Genomic DNA, 17033 nt, shown 5'->3' with positions numbered 1-17033 from the left:
CCCCGGTAAAGTTTCCCCCATGCGCGATCTCGGGGTGGGCTTCAGTTACTTGGTGCAGGGCCAGCGATGGGTGGCCCGGCACGGGAAGCAGTACGGCTTCGGTCTGCTCCCGGGCCTGATCACCCTCGTCCTGTACGCCGCCGCCCTGATCGCACTCGCCGTCTACGGCGAGGACTTCATCGCCTGGGCGACCCCGTTCGCGGACGACTGGTCCAGCCCCTGGCTGGGACTCTTCCGCGGCTTCCTCACGGCCGTACTCGTCGCCCTCGCCCTCCTCCTCGCCGTCCTCACCTTCACCGCGGTCACCCTGCTCGTCGGCCAGCCCTTCTACGAGTCCCTCTCGGAGAAGGTCGACCGTGACGTGTCCCCGGACGGCACGGCCCCCGAGTCGGGCCTGCCGCTCTGGCGGGAGCTGTTGATCTCGGCGCGCGACAGCCTGCGCATCGTGTTTCGGGCCGTTGTCTGGGGCGTACTCCTCTTCGCCCTCGGCTTCGTCCCGTTCGTCGGGCAGACCGTCATCCCGGTGATCGGGTTCTTCGTCACGGGCTTCTTCCTGACGGAGGAGCTGACGGCGGTCGCTCTCCAGCGCCGCAGCGTGCAACTCCGCGACCGCCTCACCCTGCTCCGCTCCCGCAAGACCCTGGTCTGGGGCTTCGGCGCCCCGCTGGGCCTGGCCTTCCTGGTCCCGTTCGTCGCCGTGTTCCTGATGCCGGGCGCGGTCGCGGGCGCCACCCTGCTGGCCCGCGACCTGCTGGGCGAGGAGACGGAGAGCGGCGACGACGATGGCGACATGGACGACGCGGACGACGAGGACGGGACCGGGCGCAGGAACCGCGACGGCGATCAGGACACGGCCGCGACCCCCTGACCGGAGCCCGCCGCGTCCGCAGCGACCGTCAGGATCGCCCGCATCTGGGCGATGATGTCCAGCCGGTTCCGCACGAACTCGGGATCGGTGACCGCCCCGGTGGCCGGGTCCGTGTTGCCCGCCCCGAACTGGAGCACCGGCGTGTGCACATGCCCGCCCGGCAGCGAGCCGTGCAGTCCGAGCCGGTCCCGCAGCAGGGTGGCGCGGTAGGCGATCTCGTTGGAGAGGTAGTTCCCGCCGCCCCCGGCCCGCGCCGTGGAGCCGGCGGTCGGACCGTCGGGTCGCACGACCGGGTCGGTGCCGCCCGCCGGGATCTCGGTCACGCTCGTGTTGTCGTACACGGGGAAGCGGCCGGTGCTCGCCGCGACGATCTCCTTGTACGGAAGCGTGGTCGTCGTCCACTGCGGCTGCGAGGCCGGGTCGGTGACCGGGACGGTCTCCGTGCGGGAGATGTTCTCGTTGTCGGGAAAGCCGCCCCGCCAGGCCCCGTTGGTCCGCTCGACGTCGAAGTGGCCGATCCGGCCCTGACTCACCGTGGTGAACAGATCGACCTGGGGGAGATGGTGCCGCAGGGCCCGCTCCACCGTCCCGTCCGCGAAGTCCTGCCAGCGGACGGGGAACACCGTCGTCTCGATGCGCGCCGGACCGTTCGCGGTCTCGATCGTCGTGCCGTCGAGGGCGAGGGCGGTGGCTCCGGACGGGTTGGAGATCCGGATGTCCCGGTCCAGGGTGAACGGGTCGAACCCGGTGACGAGAATCCGCTTCACGGCCTTGCCGTGCGGGACATGCTTCCCCCCGGGATAACGGATGGCCGTCCGGCCGCGCGAGTTCTGCTCCAACTCGTCCAGCAACTCGGCACGTTGGGCGTCGGTCAGCCCGAACGCCGGGTCCCACTGCCGTACTTCGCGGGTCATCCCCAGCCGCGCCCAGTACAGCGGCCGGTCGTCGTCACGGCTCAGGTCGCCGCCTGCGGGCCCGCGCCCCTGGGCCCGGTCCACAGCACGCCTCCACAGCCCGGAACCCTGTCGTACGACGACCCGCTCGGCCTGCGCGTACGAGTGGGACGCGGCGAGCGCCCGCGCGAACCCGGGGGCCACGGAATCGAATCCGGAACGGCGCAGGATCTCCTGGGGCGCGGCCTGGTCGAGCCGCTGCTCCTCGACGGTCGCCGAGGCTGTCTCGTCCGCGGTCGCGGTCCCCGGGGCGGTGAGTCCCGCCAGCAGGGCCAGGCCGAGTGCACTTATTCGAACGCGTAGGGAGCTCAAGGAGGATCAGGTCCTTCCGTCGCGCGTGGGGGAAGCCGAAGCCGTCGTCGCCGGACGACGGCAGTATCACGTGACGGACGGGGCGTACGCCATGCCTGGGACTCAGGTGGGGATCTTCGCCGCCGCCTCCCGCAGTGCCCCCAGGAACGCGGCGGCGGCCGGTGACAGCGACCGCCCCCGTGCCGTGGCCGCGTACACCGCCCGCGCCGGAGCGCCCTCGTCGTGCACCGGAAGCAGCACGATGTCGGGCCGTACGGACTCCGCGGCCAGCGCCGGGACCAGGGTCACGCCGAGCCCGGCGGCGACGTACCCCTGCTTCGCGGTCCACTCGGCGACGACATGCGCGACGCGCGGCCGGAAGCCGTGCCGCACGGCCGCGTCGAGGAGGGTGCCCTCGGGGCGGGGGCTGCCGGAAATCCAGTCGGCGTCGGCGAGTTGGGCCAGCCGTACCGAGGGTGCGTCCGCGAGCGGATGGTCCGCGGGGACGGCGACGTACAGGGACTCGTCGAGGAGATGGTGCAGGGCGTACGCGTCGAGCGGGGCGCGGCCCGTGGTGGAGACGACCGCGAGGTCCAGGCCGCCCGCGCTCAACTGCTCCAGCAGGACGGGCGTGAGCCCCTCCCTGCGGGTGAGCCGCACCCCCGGGTGGCGGGCGCGGAACGCGGCGATGGCCCGGGGCACGAGGGCCGCGTCGGCCGTGGCGAACGCGCCGACCCGCAGCTGCCCGCCCGACACCTCGCGCAGCGCCGCGAGCTCGCGCCCCGCGCCGTGCAGCCGCTCCACCACCGCCTCGGCGTGCGGGACCAGCACCCGCCCGGCCTCTGTCAGCCGTACGCCCCGGGGCAGCCGGTCGAAGAGCACCGCACCGCCGAGCGCCGACTCCAGCGAGGCGATCTGACGCGACACCGCGGACTGCGTCCAGCCCAGCGTCCGCGCGGCCACGGTGAACGACCCGAACCGGGCCACGTCCAGGAACACCCGCAGCCAGGCGGTGGAGAGGTCGGGTGCGGAGGCGGACGCTGCGCCTTGTACGACATGTGAATCCGGCATGGCAGCCATGCTAGACATTCGCTTGTCGCATCGCCCGGCCGTGCCTAACGTCGCCTGCATGGAAAAGATCGCCTTTCTCGGGCTCGGCCACATGGGCGCCCCGATGGCCCGTCAACTCCTTGTCACAGGCCACTCGTTGACTGTCTGGAACCGCACCGCCGCGAAGGCGGAGCCCCTGGTCGCCGGAGGCGCCACGCTCGCAACCTCCCCCGCCGAGGCGGTGCGGGACGCGGACGTGGTCGTCACGATGCTGGCCGGACCGGCCGCGCTCGACGCCGTGGCCGACGCGATCGTGCCCGAGCTGGGCCCGGGGACGTACTGGGTGGAGATGTCGACCGTCGGCCCGGGCGCGGTCAAGGAGCTGGCCGCCCGGCTGAAGGACGGCGTGACCCTCGTCGACGCACCGGTCATGGGCAGCACGGACAGGGCCGCGGCCGGGGAGCTCGGCATCCTCGCGGGCGGCGAAACGGCCGCTGTCGCGCACGTGCTCGCCCGCTTCGGCACCGTCACCCGCACCGGGCCGCTCGGCTCCGGCGCCGCACTGAAACTCGTCGTCAACGCCTCCGTCCTGGGCGGGGTCGCCCTGGTGGCCGAGGCCCTGGTCCTCGCTAAGGCCCTTGGCATCGACGAGGACACCGCACGCACCGCCCTCGCCGGCAGCCCGCTCGGCGGCGCAGTGGGCCGGGCCTTCGCCGAAGGCGTGCACTTCGAGACCGCCCTCGCCGCGAAGGACATGGACCTCGCCACCGCGTCGGCCCGGCTCCCCGCCATGGAAGCGGTGTCGGCCCACTTCCGGCGCGCCGCCGACGACCCCGAGACCGCCCACGCCGACATCGCGCACGCCGTCACCCGCATCCGCGGCACGTCCTGACTCTCGCCCCTCCCTCCCGTCTCCCCCTCCCTCCCGTCTTCCTCTCCCTCCCGTCTTCCCTTTTCCCTGAACACCGGCCTTCTGAGGAACCTCATGCGCGTCACCCTCGACAACCCGGCCTCCGCGCCGCAGCCGTTCAGCCCCTACTACTCCCAGGTCGCCCGCGTCGAACACGCCGACGGCAGCGCCCTGTTGTACCTCTCGGGCCAGATCGCCGAGGGCGCGGACCTCGCCGAACAGAGCCGGGGTGTCTTCGAGACCATCGACGCCCTGCTCAAGGCACACGGCGCGACCCTCGCCGACATCTTCAGCATCCGCACCTACCTGACCGACATCACCGGGCTGAACGAGTACGGCGCCGTACGCCGGGAGTTCCTCACCGGCACTCCGCCGACCAGCATGACCTTCGAGGTCTCCCGCCTCTTCCGGCCGGAGGCGCTCGTCGAGATCGAAATCGTGGCGGCGGTGCCCGCGGTCGGGTGATACTGCCGCGCATGAAGGTCATGAAGGCAGCGAACCTGGGCGTCCTCTTCCTCATCGAACTCGGCGCCCTCGCGGCCGTCGGCTACTGGGGCTTCACCCGCGACGTCGCCACCCCGTTGTCCTGGCTCCTCGGCCTCGGCGCCCCGGCCGTACTGATCGGGCTGTGGTCCCAGTTCGGCTCGCAGAAGGCGAAGCACAAGACGCGGGGCGCGGTCCGCGTCGGCTTCGAACTGCTCTGGTTCGGGGCAGGCGTGGCCGCACTGGCCGCCGCCGGCACCTACGGCTGGGCGATCGCCTTCGCCGCCGTCTGCGCCGTGAGCAAGGCGCTGGCCGTCACCTGGGACCAGTAGGAATCGGAGCCGACTCCCGCTGACCCGCCGCCCTTTCCCGCGGATGTCGTTGCGCGTCGTGCGGGTTCCTCAAATAGTGGTCGCGGTCCCGAGTGCTTCGCAGGCCGCCGAGGCAGGATTGAGGCGTCCACGGACTTCAACGAGGAGGCACCGCGATGCAGGGAACCCCGGCCGACGAGGCACGCGAGGCGGTTGTCGAGGCGGCCCTCGGCAAGCTCGACCTGGACGCCAAGGCCCGGCTGCTGTCCGGCCAGGACGTGTGGTCCCTGCCCGCCCTGCCGGAGATCGGCCTGAAGTCCCTGGTCATGTCCGACGGCCCGATCGGTGTCCGCGGCGTCCACTGGACCGCCGACGACCCGTCGATAGCACTGCCGTCCCCGACCGCGCTCGCCGCCACCTGGGATCCCGAACTCGCCCGCAGGGCAGGGGTGTTGTTGGCTCAGGAGGCCCGACGCAAGGGCGTCCACGTCCTGCTCGCGCCCACCGTCAACCTGCACCGCTCCCCGCTCGGCGGCCGCCACTTCGAGGCCTACAGCGAGGACCCCTCCCTCACGGGCCGGATCGGTGCGGGCTATGTGAACGGCGTCCAGTCGGGCGGCGTCGGCACCACCGTCAAACACTTCGTCGCCAACGACGCCGAGACCGACCGCTTCACCGTGAACAACCTCGTGAGCGAACGCGCCCTGCGCGAGCTCTACTTGGTCCCTTTCGAGATGATCGTCGAGAACGCCCGACCCTGGGGCATCATGACCGCCTACAACACGGTCAACGGCACGACGATGACCGAGCACCACCACCTCGTGAACGAGATCCTGCGCGAGGAGTGGGGCTTCGACGGCTTCAACGTCTCCGACTGGACGGCCGCCCGCTCCACCGTCGCCGCCGTCGAAGGCGGCCTCGACGTCGCCATGCCCGGCCCGGAGACCGTCTACGGCGCACCCCTGGCCCAGGCCGTACGGGACGGCCGCGTCGACGAGTCGAAGGTCGACGACGCCGTCCGCAACGTGCTCCGCCTCGCTGCCCGCGTCGGCATCCTGACCGGCGCCGAGCCCGTCGTCACCGAACCGCCCGCCACCGTCGACGGCGAGGCACTGGCCCGCGAGATCGCCCGCCGCTCCTTCGTCCTGGTCCGCAACGAGAACTCGGTGCTGCCCCTCGGGCAGGGCACCCTCGCCCTCATCGGAGCCGCCGCCCGCGACGCCCGCGTCCTCGGCGGCGGCTCCGCCACCGTCTTCCCGGCCCGGATCGTCTCGCCCCTCGACGGCCTCACCGCCGCCCTGCCCGCGGGCAGCGTGACATACGCCGTCGGCGCCGACCCGAACGAGGAACTCGCCGTCGCCGACAAGGGGTTCGCGCTGACCGCGGTCTGCCGGGACACCGACGGCACGGTCATCGGCACGGGCTCGGCGCCCAACGGCCAGCTCCAGTGGATGGGCGAGGACCTCCCCGAGGGAGTCACCCACGAGACCCTCCACACCGTCGAACTGACCGGCACCTTCACCCCGCGCGAGAGCGGCCCGCACACCTTCGGCATCAAGGGCCTGGGCGCGTTCACCCTCACCGTCGACGGCACGACGTACTACGACGACGTCCAGCGCACCGACAAGGAGGATCCCTTCGAGGCCTTCTTCGGCGCCCCCGTCGAGCGCGCCCGAGTGGACCTCACCGCGGGCGACACCTACGAGGTGGCACTGCGCCATGTCGTCGGCCGGCCCGGCGGCATCCCCCTGAAGGTCGTCGGCTTCGCGCTCGCCCACCAGGAACCGCAGCGCGACGGCGACGAACTGATCGCCGAGGCCGTCGAGTCGGCCCGCGCCGCCGACACCGCCGTCGTCGTGGTCGCCACCACCGAACGCGTCGAGTCCGAGGGCTTCGACCGCAGGAACCTTCAACTCCCGGGCCGACAGGACGACTTGGTCCGCGCTGTTGCCGCCGTCAACCCGAACACCGTCGTGGTCGTCAACTCCGGCTCCCCGGTGGAGCTTCCGTGGCGCGACGAGGTCGCCGCCGTGCTGCTCGGCTGGTTCCCCGGCCAGGAGGGCGGCGCGGCCCTCGCCGACGTCCTCACCGGCGGCCACGAGCCGGGCGGCCGGCTGCCCACGACCTGGGGCTCCCTGGACGACGCCCCCGTCACCCAGGTGGTCCCGGCCGACGGCGTACTCCCCTACAGCGAGGGCGTGTTCATCGGCTACCGCGCCTGGGAGAAGGAGGGCAGGACCCCTTCGTACGCCTTCGGGCACGGCCTGGGCTACACCGACTGGACGTACGAGTCGATCGAGGTCGCCGGTACGACGGCCACGGTCCGGGTCCGCAACTCCGGTGAGCGCGCGGGACGCGAGGTGGTCCAGGTGTACGTGGCGCCCGTCGGGCAGGACGCCGAGCGCCCGCTCCGTGTGCTCGCCGGATTCGCCGCCGCGGAGGCCGCCCCCGGCGAGAGCGCCGAGGTCGTCGTCGAACTCTGGCGTTCCGCCTTTGAGATCTGGGACGAGAGCGCCAACTCCTGGACTCCCGTGCACGGTTCGTACGAAGTCCAGGCCGGGCGCTCGATCGCCGACCGCCGTGTGAGCGTGACCATCGAGGCGTAACACGACCTCCGAGACACATGTGACAGACTCGCGGACTCACACACGACGGTTCGGGGGAATGCGCATGTACCCAGGTCAGCAGCAAGGTCCATACCCGCCGCAAGGTCCGTATCCGCAGCAGGGGGCCTACCCGCAGGGCCCGTACCAAGGCCGGCCCGGGCAGCCGCCGCAGGCCCCGTACCAGGGTCAGCAGCCCTACTACCCGCCCCAGCAGGGCTACCCCCAGCAACCCCAACAGCCGCAGCAACCCCAGCAGCCGTACCAGCCCTACCCGCCCCAGCCGCAGCAGCCGCAGCACCCCCAGGCACCCCAACAGGGCCTGGGGGACGGGCAGATGAGGCTCGACCCGAATCTCAGCGCGGGGCAGCGCGAGCTGGTGCTGAAGATCCAGCAGCACACCAAGGCGTTCGCGTTCGCCTTCGTGCTGGGCATACCGCTCACCTTCGGCGGCGCCCACTACGGCATCACCGAGAAGCCGATCGGCTTCGCCGCCACCGCGGCCGGGCTCGTCGGCCTGGTCGTCGGCGTCCTCGCGCTCATGAAGTCGCGAGGCCTCAAGGAGCAGTTGCGCCGCCTCACCCCGGACGCCTGGCGCTCCCCGGCCGCGCACCTGCCGAGCGCCCGCAAGGCCGCCACCCAGGCCGCGTACCTCAACGGCGTCCTCGTCCTGCTGTCCCTCTCGGCCGCCGGCTACCTGCTGGTCAAGGGAGCCGACTGGGGAGCGTACGGGAACTCGTTCGGCTTCGGCGGACTGCTGCTCGGCGCGTTCATCCCGCTCGGCATGGGCCTCGCCGCCGCGACGACCATCCCGCAGCTGCTCCAGGTCATCCCGGCCGGCGCCCGGGTCGGCCAGAGCCTCTACTCGATCATCACGGCTCTCTCGGCGATGGTGCTCATCAACGGCGTCAAGTCGTTCGAGCCCGTCCCCGCGATCGCCGGCGGCGCGGTCACCGCGATCTGCCTGGGCGCCATGTCCCTCCTGGGCAAGGCCACCAAGCGGATGCGCGGCGAGACCACCTGACCTCGGGAGGGTCAGTCCCGCACGGCGAACCCGTACACCGTCTCCGACCTGTACACCCCGCCCGGCCGCAGCTCCGTGCTCGGGAACTGAGGCCGGTTCGGGGAGTCGGGGAAGTGCTGGGTCTCCAGGGCGACGCCGTCGCCGGGCGCGTACGGGAGCGACGGGTCGAGGTGGTCCGCCGTGTAGAACTGAAGGCCCGGCTCGGTGGTCGACACGGTCAGCGCCCGCCCCGACGCCGGGTCGTACAGCTCGGCGACCTCGACGGCGGTGTCCGTGAGGCCCTTGTCGAGCACGAAGTTGTGGTCGTAGCCCGCGCCGACCTTGCGTGACTCGCGGAAGTCGAAGCGGGTGTCCTCCACGGGCGCGAGCTCCCCGGTGGGGATCAGGTCCGCGTCCACCGGCGTCAACCGCGAGGCGTCGATGCGGAGTTCGTGCCCGGCCGTGTTCCCCGAGCCGCTCAGGTTCCAGTACGTGTGGTTCGTCAGGTTCACCACGGTCGGCGCATCCGTGACCGCCTCGTACGCGATCCGCAGCGCGCCCCGTTCGTCGAGCGTGTAGGTCGCCGAGACCGTCAGCCGCCCCGGGAAGCCCTCCTCGCCGTCGCCGCTGACCCGGGACAGCCGCACCCCGTGCTCGACCGGCTCCGCGTCCCACACACGCTTGTCGAAGCCGCCGCTGCCGCCGTGCAGGGAGTTGGGCGCGTTGTTCGGCTCCAGCGGGAAGACCCGGCCGTCCAGCGTGAAGCGGGCGCCGCCGATCCGGTTCGCGTACCGTCCCACCAGCGCGCCGAAGTACGGCTCCGGGTGCGTGCGGTAGCCCTCCAGGTCCGGGAACCCCAGCACCACGTCCACGGTTCGCCGGTCCCGGTCGGGAACCTCGACCGACTGCACGATCCCGCCGTACGTCAGGACCCGCACCCGCACCCCGGCACGCTCCAGCGTCCAGCGGTGGACCGGCGTGCCGTCGGAAAGTGTGCCGAAGAGTTCGTTCATGAGCGAAACATTAGGTCACGCGTGCTTCGCCGTGATGTTCCGGTAGGCGATGTCGGCCAGCCTGGCCTGTCCGTTCCTGCTCGGGTGGAACCAGTCCCAATGGCTCAGCTGCTCGGTGCCGAAGCGGTAGTCGAAGACCGCGCCGCCGTCGAAGCGGCAGCGCTCGTCCCGGGAGCACACGTCCTCAAGGACCTTGTTGTACTGCTCCACCCGGTCCTGCACGGTCGTACGCCGCAGGGTCGCCGCCGAGTCCAGCGCGTCCGCGTCCGCCAGCATCGACGGGCAGATGCCCAGCTTCCACACCTGCTTGCCCAGCGGGTTGCCGCGCCCCTGCGACCACAGCCGCTTCAGGTCCGGCACGCTCGACACGTACACCTGGGTCCTGGGCAGGGCGCTGCGCAGGGTCTCCAGCGCCTCCTCGAACCCGGTGCGGAAGTCCGCCACCGAGGTCATCGCCGACACGGAGGAACGGCAGGCGTCGTTGGCCCCCGCCATCACCGTGACCAGCTCCGGCTTCCTGGTCGCCGCCTGTGCCATCTGCCCGGGCAGGTCCGCCATCCGCGCCCCGGTCACCGCGTAGTTCCAACTGCGCTCGGCGGCCCCGCTCCTGCCCAGCAGCCGCACCGCGAGACTGCGGACCTTCGTGTCGCTGCCCGTCGCCCACGACACCTCGGGGCAGTCGGACAGCACGCTGCACGCGTCGAAGCCGCGCGTGATGGAGTCGCCGACGGCCGCCACGGAGCGCGGGGAACGGTCCCAGGCGGGCGTGGACTTCGGGGACGGCCGCACCGCCTTCGCGGTCGCGCCGTGCGGCGCCGGGGAGTTGCCCCCCGTCGCGTCGCACCCGGCGATCCCGAGCACGGCCGCCGCCACGACGGCGAGAGCGGTCCGCGAACGGTGACTGTGCTTCCGCATCCCCTGGTCCCCTCGTTCGTTGTACAGGGCCGGTCGGCGACCCCGGCGTACGCGGTCGTCGGCACCCGGGCGCACACGGACGGTCAGCCCCGCGTCTCCATGGGTGAAACCCGGCGTTTCAAGGCACTGGGACCGACGGTACGTCACACTCCTTGCGCCGTCGCACGGTAGCCTCGCCCCGTGGCCGCCCCGCCACTGCCGTTCCGCTAAGTTACAAGATGTCCTGTCCTGCCCGGAGGTTCAGGTGACGACACGTGGAGTCCTGTACGTGCACTCCGCGCCACGTGCACTGTGCCCGCACGTCGAATGGGCGGTCGCGGGAGTGCTCGGTACGCGCGTCAGCCTCGACTGGATCCGGCAGCCGGCCGCGCCCGGCACCTGGAGATCCGAGTTCTCCTGGAAGGGCGAGGTCGGCACCGCCTCCAAGCTCGCCTCCGCACTGCGCGGCTGGCAGTTGCTGCGCTTCGAGGTCACCGCGGAACCCTGCCCCACCGCCGAGGGCGAGCGGTACAGCTGCACCCCTGAACTGGGCATCTTCCACGCCGTCACCGGAATCCACGGCGACATCCTGATCCCCGAGGACCGGCTGCGCGCCGCACTGGTCCGCTCCCAGCGCGGCGAGACCGACCTGGAGGCCGAACTCGCCAAGCTCCTGGGCAAACCCTGGGACGACGAGCTGGAGCCCTTCCGGTACGCGGGCGAGGGCGCCCCGGTCCGCTGGCTCCACCAGGTCGTCTGACACCACGCCAGGACCACGCGAAGGGCCCCCACCAGCAGGTGGGGGCCCTTCGTCACGTACGACCGGAATTCACCGGCGTACGGCTGAAATCAGACCGATCGGACCGGTCAGACCGATCGGAACGCCAGGACCACGTTGTGGCCGCCGAAGCCGAACGAGTCGTTCAGTGCGGCGATGCGGCCCTCGACGGGCAGCTTGCGCGCCTCACCGCGGACGACGTCGGCGTTGGCCTCGGCCTCCGGGTCGAGGTTCTCCACGTTGATGGTCGGCGGAGCGATCCGGTGGTACAGGGCGAGCACCGAGGCGACCGACTCCACGCCGCCCGCGCCACCGAGGAGGTGACCGGTCATCGACTTGGTGCCGGAGACCGCCATGTGGTCGGTGTCGTCGCCGAAGACCTTGCGCAGCGCCTTCAGCTCGGCGACGTCACCGGCCGGCGTCGAGGTGGCGTGCGCGTTGACGTGCACGATCTCGGCCGGGTTCAGGTCGGTGTTGTCGAGCAGGTTCTGCAGGGCCTGCGCGATGCCGCGGCCCTCGGGCTCCGGCTGCACGATGTCGTGGGCGTCGGACGAGATGCCCTGGCCGACCGCCTCCGCGTAGACGCGGGCGCCGCGCCGCGCGGCGTGCTCGGCGGACTCCAGGACGAGGACACCGGCGCCCTCACCGAGGACGAAACCGTCACGGGCGACGTCGTAGGGGCGCGAGGCACCCTGCGGGTCGTCGTTGTTCTTGGACATCGCCATCATGTTGCCGAACGCGGCGATGGGCAGCGGGTGGATGGCCGCCTCGGTGCCACCGGCGACGACGACGTCGGCGCGGCCCGTGCGGATCATCTCGATGGCGTAGCCGATGGCCTCGGCGCCCGACGCACAGGCGGAGACCGGCGTGTGCACGCCCGCGCGGGCGCCCACGGCCAGGCCCACGTTGGCGGAGGGGCCGTTCGGCATCAGCATGGGGACGGTGTGCGGGGAGACGCGGCGGACGCCCTTCTCCTTGAGCACGTCGTACTGGTCGAGCAGGGTGGTCACGCCGCCGATGCCGGAGGCGATGACCGCGCCGAGCCGGTCCGGGTCGATGCTGCTGTCCGCCCCGGCCTTGTCGGTGTAACCGGCGTCGGCCCAGGCCTCCTTGGCCGCGATCAGCGCGAACTGCGCCGAGCGGTCCAGGCGGCGGGCCTGCGGGCGCGGAATGACCTCGCCCGGCTCCACGGCGATCTGCGCCGCGATACGGACCGCCTGGTCGGCGGCCCACTCCTGCTCCAGGGGGCGGACACCGGAACGTCCGGCGACCAGGCCCTCCCAGGTAGAGGCTGCGTCGCCACCCAGCGGTGTGGTTGCGCCGATACCGGTGACGACCACGGTGCGATTGGTCGGGCTCACGGGAATTCTTTCTCCAACGGATCCGAGGATTCAGCGGCGCCACCGCCGGGTGGCGGGGCAAACGGACTGACCGGAAAGATCAGGCCTGGTGCTTGAGGATGTAGTCGGTCGCGTCGCCGACGGTCTTGAGGTTCTTGACGTCGTCGTCCGGGATCTTGACCTCGAAGCGCTCTTCGGCGGCGACGACGACCTCGACCATGGACAGCGAGTCGACGTCCAGGTCGTCGGTGAAGGACTTGTCCAGCTGGACGTCCTCGGTGGGGATCCCGGCGATCTCGTTCACGATCTCGGCGAGACCTTCGACGATCTGCTCCTGCGTGAAGGCCATGACAGGCGCTCCTTCTTGTGTATCCAGAGGGTGTGGCGGTACTCCGGCCGGAAACCGATCCGGCACGGTGTGCCTAGGGGAGGGTAACGACCGTGGCGGCGAACACGAGACCCGCCCCGAAGCCGATGATGAGCGCGGTGTCGCCGCTCTTTGCCTCGCCGGTCGCCAGAAGCCGCTCCATCGCGAGCGGAATCGAGGCTGCCGACGTGTTGCCGGTGGTGCGTACGTCGCGGGCGACCGTGACGTGCTCCGGCAGTTTCAGGGTCTTCACCATCGAGTCGATGATCCGCTCGTTGGCCTGGTGAGGAATGAAGACGTCCAGGTCGTCCGGCGAAAGCCCGGCGACGTCCAGCGCCTCCTTGGCGACCTTCGCCATCTCGAACACGGCCCAGCGGAACACCGCCTGGCCCTCCTGCGTGATGGCAGGAAACTTGATCTCGCCCTTGGAGTCGAGCGGCAGCGTCGAGACGCTGCCTGCCGCGAACTCGTCCCACGGCACGGTCTGCTTGATCGTGTTCGACTTGTCGCCCTCGGAACCCCAGACGGTGGGGCCGATGTGCGGCTCGTCCGAGGGGCCCACGACGACCGCGCCCGCGCCGTCACCGAACAGGAAGGCCGTCGCGCGGTCCTCCAGGTCGGTCAGGTCGGACAGCCGCTCGACGCCGATGACGAGGACGTACTCCGCCGAACCGTCGACGATCATGCCCTTGGCGAGCGTGAGGCCGTAGCCGAAGCCCGCGCAGCCGGCCGAGATGTCGAAGGCCGCGGCCTTGTTCGTGCCGAGCTTGTCGGCGATCTCGGTGGCGACCGCGGGGGTCTGGCTGAAGTGCGAGACGGTGGAGACGACCACGGCGCCGATCTGGTCCGCGTTGATCCCGGCGTCGGCGATGGCCTTGCCGGACGCCTCGATCGACATCGCGGCGACGGTCTCCTCGTCGGAGGCCCAGTGCCGGGTCTCGATGCCGGAGCGCGAGCGGATCCACTCGTCGGAGGAGTCGATCGTCTCCAGGATCACCTCGTTCGGCACGACCCGGACGGGACGGTAGCCGCCCACGCCCAGGATGCGCGCGTACGGGGCGCCCTTCCTAGCCTTGATCTTCGACATGCTCTCGGGCTCCTTCTCAGGCACTGTGCTCAGCGATGAGCTCGCGAGCCGCGTCGAGGTCGTCGGGGGTCTTCAGCGCCAGCGTCTTCACGCCGGGCAGAGCGCGCCGCGCGAGACCGGTCAGAGTGCCGCCCGGGCACACCTCGATCAGCGCGCTCACGCCGAGTTCCTTGAAGGTCTCCATGCACAGGTCCCAGCGGACCGGGTTGGCGACCTGGCCGACCAGGCGCGAGACGACCTCGTCGCCGGTGGCGACCGCCCGGCCGTCCTTGTTGGAGACGTACGTGATCCTCGGGTCGGCGGGCGTCAGATCGGCCGCCGCCTTCTGCAGCGTCTCCACGGCGGGCGCCATGTGGAGCGTGTGGAACGCGCCCGCGACCTTCAGCGCGACGACCTTGCGCACCCCTTCCGGCTTGTCCTCCTCAAGGGCGGCAAGCTGGGCCAGGGTGCCCGCGGCCACGATCTGGCCCGCGCCGTTCACGTTCGCCGGCGTCAGGCCGAGCTTCTCCAGGTGCGGGACCGTCGTCGCGGGGTCGCCACCGAGCAGCGCCGACATGCCGGTCTGCGTGATCGCGGCGGCCTCGGCCATGGCCAGGCCGCGCGTACGGACGAGCTGCAGCGCGGTGGCGTCGTCGAGGACTCCCGCGAACACGGCGGCGGTGATCTCGCCCACGCTGTGGCCCGCGACGGCACCCGGGGCCACCTCGCCCAGCGCGGCGGCGGACAGCAGTCCGGCCGCGACGAGGAGGGGCTGCGCCACGGCCGTGTCGCGGATCGCGTCCGCGTCGGCCTGCGTGCCGTAGTGGGCAAGGTCCAGCCCGATGGCGTCGGACCACGCGGCGACGCGGTCGGCGGCACCGGGGAGGTCGAGCCAGGGAGTCAGGAAGCCGGGCGTCTGAGCGCCCTGGCCGGGAGCGACGAGTACGAGCACTCTCACACTCTCTCTTGTGGACGGCCCAGGCCGCCCGTGGGGACAGGGACGAAGAACAGGAGGGGGAATTGTAGGCCCCCGACAAAAGCCTAGGCCTGAGGATCTCCATCGGCCAGACGCCCCAGGATCAGCGCGATCCGCAGCGTGAACGCGGAGCGTACATCCGAGGGCGACCAGCCGGTGACGTCAGTCACACGTCGGAGCCGGTAGCGCACGGTGTTGGGATGGACGAAGAGCATCCGGGCGGCGCCTTCGAGACTGCTCGCCTGCTCCAGATAGACGCTCAGCGTCTCCAGGAGAGCGGACCCGGCTTCCTCCAGCGGTCTGTAGATCTCCTCCACCAGCTGCTCGCGGGCCGAGGGATCCCCGGCGATCGCGCGCTCCGGCAGCAGATCGTCCGCCAGGACCGGGCGCGGAGCGTCCTGCCAGGCGAAACACGCCTTCAGTCCGGCGGCGGCGGCCTGCGCGGAGCGGGTCGCGGCGAGCAGATCGGGCACGATCGGTCCCGCGACCACGGCTCCCGCCGCGTAGGGCCCGATCAGGGACTTGGCGACACCGATCGGGTTGTCGCTGCCACCGGCGATCACCACGAGCCGGTCCCCGAGCACCCCGGTGAGGACCTGGAGCTTGGCGTGCCGTGCGGCCCGCCGGATCGCCTCGACCGTCAGCTCGCTGTCACCGTCGGGTGCCGTACCCAGCACCACGCACACATGCTCGGGCGAGTTCCAGCCGAGGGCGGCGGCCCGGCTGACGGCGCCCTCGTCGGCCTCGCCGCTCAGGACGGCGTTCACGACGAGCGACTCCAGGCGGGCGTCCCAGGCACCGCGTGCCTCGGCGGCCTGCGCGTACACCTGGGCGGTGGCGAAGGCGATCTCGCGGGCGTACACGAGAAGGGCCTCGCGCAGCACGGACTCGTCGCCGGGAGCGGCCACCTCGTCGATGGCGCTCTCCATCACCTCGATGGTGGTGCGCACCATCTCGACGGTCTGCCGCAGGGTGATCGCCCTGGTCAGCTCGCGGGGTGCGGTACCGAAGACATCGGTGGAGATCGCCTGGGGGGCGTCGGGATGCCGGAACCACTCGGTGAACGCGGCGATTCCGGCCTGGGCGACCAGCCCGATCCAGGAACGGTTCTCCGGGGGCATGGCCCGGTACCACGGCAGTGTGTCGTCCATGCGCGCGATGGCCTGCGCGGCGAGACTGCCGGACGACTTCTCCAGCCGCTTCAGCGTCGCGGTGTGCGCGTGGACTGCGGGCGCCGGGGGTGCGGTGTTGCTGGATTCGGGTTCGGGCACGGGACAAGACTGCCTTATCAGGACGGAGGTGTGCGGTGGCGGGTCACAAGTAAGCGACGGGACGGTACGGCGGCGGGGCTACGGTGGTGGGCGTGATGGACGTCCGGCGCGCCGACGCGCGTTACCGCGGAGGGGACCCGGAGGCCGGGATCTCCTCCTTCCACGCCTTCTCCTTCGGCCCGCACTACGACCCGGACAATCTCCGCTTCGGCGCGGTGATCGCCTGCAACGAGGAGCGGCTCGCGCCGAGCGCGGGCTTCGACGAGCACCCGCACAGTCACACCGAGATCGTCACGTGGGTGGTCGAGGGCGAGCTCACCCATCGCGACTCCGCCGGCCACGCGTCCGTCGTGCGGCCCGGTGACGTCCAGCGGCTCAGCGCCGCGGGCGGTGTCCGCCACGTCGAGCGCAACGAGGGTCCGGCGCCGCTGACCTTCGTCCAGATGTGGCTGGCCCCGCTCTCGCCGGGCGGTGACCCGTCCTACGAGGTCGTCCACGGAATCGCCGACTCCACGCCGTACGCCGTCCCCGAGGCGGGCGCGCTGCTCCACGTACGCCGCCTGACGGCGGGGGAGCGGACGGCGGTGCCGGACGGGGCGTATGTGTACGTGCATGTGGTGCGGGGTGAAGTGCGCCTGGGCGGCGAGGAGTTGGGGCCGGGCGACGCGGCCCGCATCACGGACGCGAAGGATCTGGAGGCGGTGGCGGGTCGGTCGGCGGAGCTGCTGCTGTGGGAGATGACGGGGTAGGGGCCCTACGGGGTTTTCGCCCCTCCGCCCCTACCCTTCCCGTCTTCCGGGGCTCCGCCCCTGGACCCCCGCTCCTCAAACGCCGGAGGGGCTGAATTTCTGCGCCG

17 protein-coding genes are annotated in these 17033 nt (G+C 71.5%); 8 read left to right on the top strand and 9 right to left on the bottom strand.

Going from position 1 to position 17033, the window contains the following annotated elements; all coding sequences use genetic code 11:
* Positions 1 to 19 precede the first annotated feature (19 nt).
* A complete protein-coding gene (locus ABZS97_RS02965) occupies positions 20 to 868 on the top strand; it encodes an EI24 domain-containing protein (RefSeq protein ID WP_356132811.1) in 849 nt (282 codons plus the stop codon).
* Here the strand turns inward: ABZS97_RS02965 and ABZS97_RS02960 are convergent.
* Positions 844 to 2133, bottom strand: coding sequence for a pyroglutamyl peptidase (locus ABZS97_RS02960; protein ID WP_356132809.1), 1290 nt, complete (start codon positions 2131 to 2133; stop codon positions 844 to 846). The genes ABZS97_RS02965 and ABZS97_RS02960 overlap by 25 nt on opposite strands.
* A gap of 102 nt (positions 2134 to 2235) precedes the next feature.
* Positions 2236 to 3192, bottom strand: a complete 957-nt coding sequence (locus ABZS97_RS02955) for a LysR family transcriptional regulator (RefSeq protein ID WP_356132807.1) — start codon at positions 3190 to 3192, stop codon at positions 2236 to 2238.
* A 49-nt stretch (positions 3193 to 3241) separates the two neighbouring features.
* Between ABZS97_RS02955 and ABZS97_RS02950 the strand changes: the two genes are divergently transcribed.
* From ABZS97_RS02950 to ABZS97_RS02930, 5 genes are all read left to right on the top strand, one after another.
* Positions 3242 to 4054 carry an NAD(P)-dependent oxidoreductase gene (locus ABZS97_RS02950; protein WP_356132805.1) on the top strand — a complete coding sequence of 271 codons (813 nt, stop codon included), beginning with the start codon at positions 3242 to 3244 and terminating at the stop codon, positions 4052 to 4054.
* A 93-nt stretch (positions 4055 to 4147) separates the two neighbouring features.
* Entirely contained in the window at positions 4148 to 4537 is a 390-nt protein-coding gene (locus ABZS97_RS02945; RefSeq protein ID WP_356132803.1) for a RidA family protein, read from the top strand.
* 11 nt (positions 4538 to 4548) lie between these two features.
* Positions 4549 to 4887, top strand: a complete 339-nt coding sequence (locus ABZS97_RS02940; RefSeq protein WP_356132801.1) for a YrdB family protein — start codon at positions 4549 to 4551, stop codon at positions 4885 to 4887.
* 155 nt (positions 4888 to 5042) lie between these two features.
* Entirely contained in the window at positions 5043 to 7472 is a 2430-nt protein-coding gene (locus ABZS97_RS02935) for a glycoside hydrolase family 3 C-terminal domain-containing protein (RefSeq protein WP_356132799.1), read from the top strand.
* A 64-nt stretch (positions 7473 to 7536) separates the two neighbouring features.
* Positions 7537 to 8493 carry a hypothetical protein gene (locus tag ABZS97_RS02930; RefSeq protein WP_356132797.1) on the top strand — a complete coding sequence of 319 codons (957 nt, stop codon included), beginning with the start codon at positions 7537 to 7539 and terminating at the stop codon, positions 8491 to 8493.
* An 11-nt stretch (positions 8494 to 8504) separates the two neighbouring features.
* On the opposite strand, the gene ABZS97_RS02925 is transcribed toward ABZS97_RS02930, so the two are convergent.
* Positions 8505 to 9485, bottom strand: coding sequence for an aldose epimerase family protein (locus ABZS97_RS02925; protein ID WP_356132795.1), 981 nt, complete (start codon positions 9483 to 9485; stop codon positions 8505 to 8507).
* A 15-nt stretch (positions 9486 to 9500) separates the two neighbouring features.
* Positions 9501 to 10400 carry an SGNH/GDSL hydrolase family protein gene (locus ABZS97_RS02920; protein WP_356132793.1) on the bottom strand — a complete coding sequence of 300 codons (900 nt, stop codon included), beginning with the start codon at positions 10398 to 10400 and terminating at the stop codon, positions 9501 to 9503.
* A 244-nt stretch (positions 10401 to 10644) separates the two neighbouring features.
* Here ABZS97_RS02920 and ABZS97_RS02915 point away from each other — a divergent pair, with 244 nt between their 5' ends.
* Complete coding sequence (locus ABZS97_RS02915; RefSeq protein WP_356132791.1) at positions 10645 to 11139, top strand: DUF3145 domain-containing protein; 495 nt, start codon at positions 10645 to 10647, stop codon at positions 11137 to 11139.
* Positions 11140 to 11246: 107 nt separating this feature from the next.
* Here ABZS97_RS02915 and fabF read toward each other — a convergent pair whose 3' ends face one another.
* From fabF to ABZS97_RS02890, 5 genes are all read right to left on the bottom strand, one after another.
* Positions 11247 to 12518 (bottom strand): beta-ketoacyl-ACP synthase II, encoded by a 1272-nt coding sequence (gene fabF, locus ABZS97_RS02910; RefSeq protein ID WP_356132789.1) that lies wholly within the window; start codon positions 12516 to 12518, stop codon positions 11247 to 11249.
* Between the two features lie 79 nt (positions 12519 to 12597).
* Positions 12598 to 12846 (bottom strand): acyl carrier protein, encoded by a 249-nt coding sequence (locus tag ABZS97_RS02905; RefSeq protein WP_356132787.1) that lies wholly within the window; start codon positions 12844 to 12846, stop codon positions 12598 to 12600.
* A 73-nt stretch (positions 12847 to 12919) separates the two neighbouring features.
* Positions 12920 to 13951 carry a ketoacyl-ACP synthase III gene (locus ABZS97_RS02900; RefSeq protein WP_356132785.1) on the bottom strand — a complete coding sequence of 344 codons (1032 nt, stop codon included), beginning with the start codon at positions 13949 to 13951 and terminating at the stop codon, positions 12920 to 12922.
* Positions 13952 to 13967: 16 nt separating this feature from the next.
* The gene (locus ABZS97_RS02895) at positions 13968 to 14882 is read right to left on the bottom strand and encodes an ACP S-malonyltransferase (RefSeq protein WP_356132783.1); all 915 of its coding nucleotides are present in this window, start codon (positions 14880 to 14882) and stop codon (positions 13968 to 13970) included.
* Between the two features lie 89 nt (positions 14883 to 14971).
* Positions 14972 to 16177, bottom strand: coding sequence for a helix-turn-helix domain-containing protein (locus ABZS97_RS02890; RefSeq protein ID WP_356132781.1), 1206 nt, complete (start codon positions 16175 to 16177; stop codon positions 14972 to 14974).
* Between the two features lie 95 nt (positions 16178 to 16272).
* Between ABZS97_RS02890 and ABZS97_RS02885 the strand changes: the two genes are divergently transcribed.
* On the top strand, positions 16273 to 16926 hold the full coding sequence (locus ABZS97_RS02885) for a pirin family protein (protein WP_356132958.1): 654 nt from the start codon (positions 16273 to 16275) through the stop codon (positions 16924 to 16926).
* Positions 16927 to 17033: the final 107 nt, after the last annotated feature.

The sequence above is a fragment of the Streptomyces sp. NPDC005485 genome (assembly GCF_040606085.1).
Taxonomy (GTDB): Bacteria; Actinomycetota; Actinomycetes; order Streptomycetales; family Streptomycetaceae; genus Streptomyces.
This window is presented reverse-complemented; position numbering and strand designations above follow the sequence as displayed.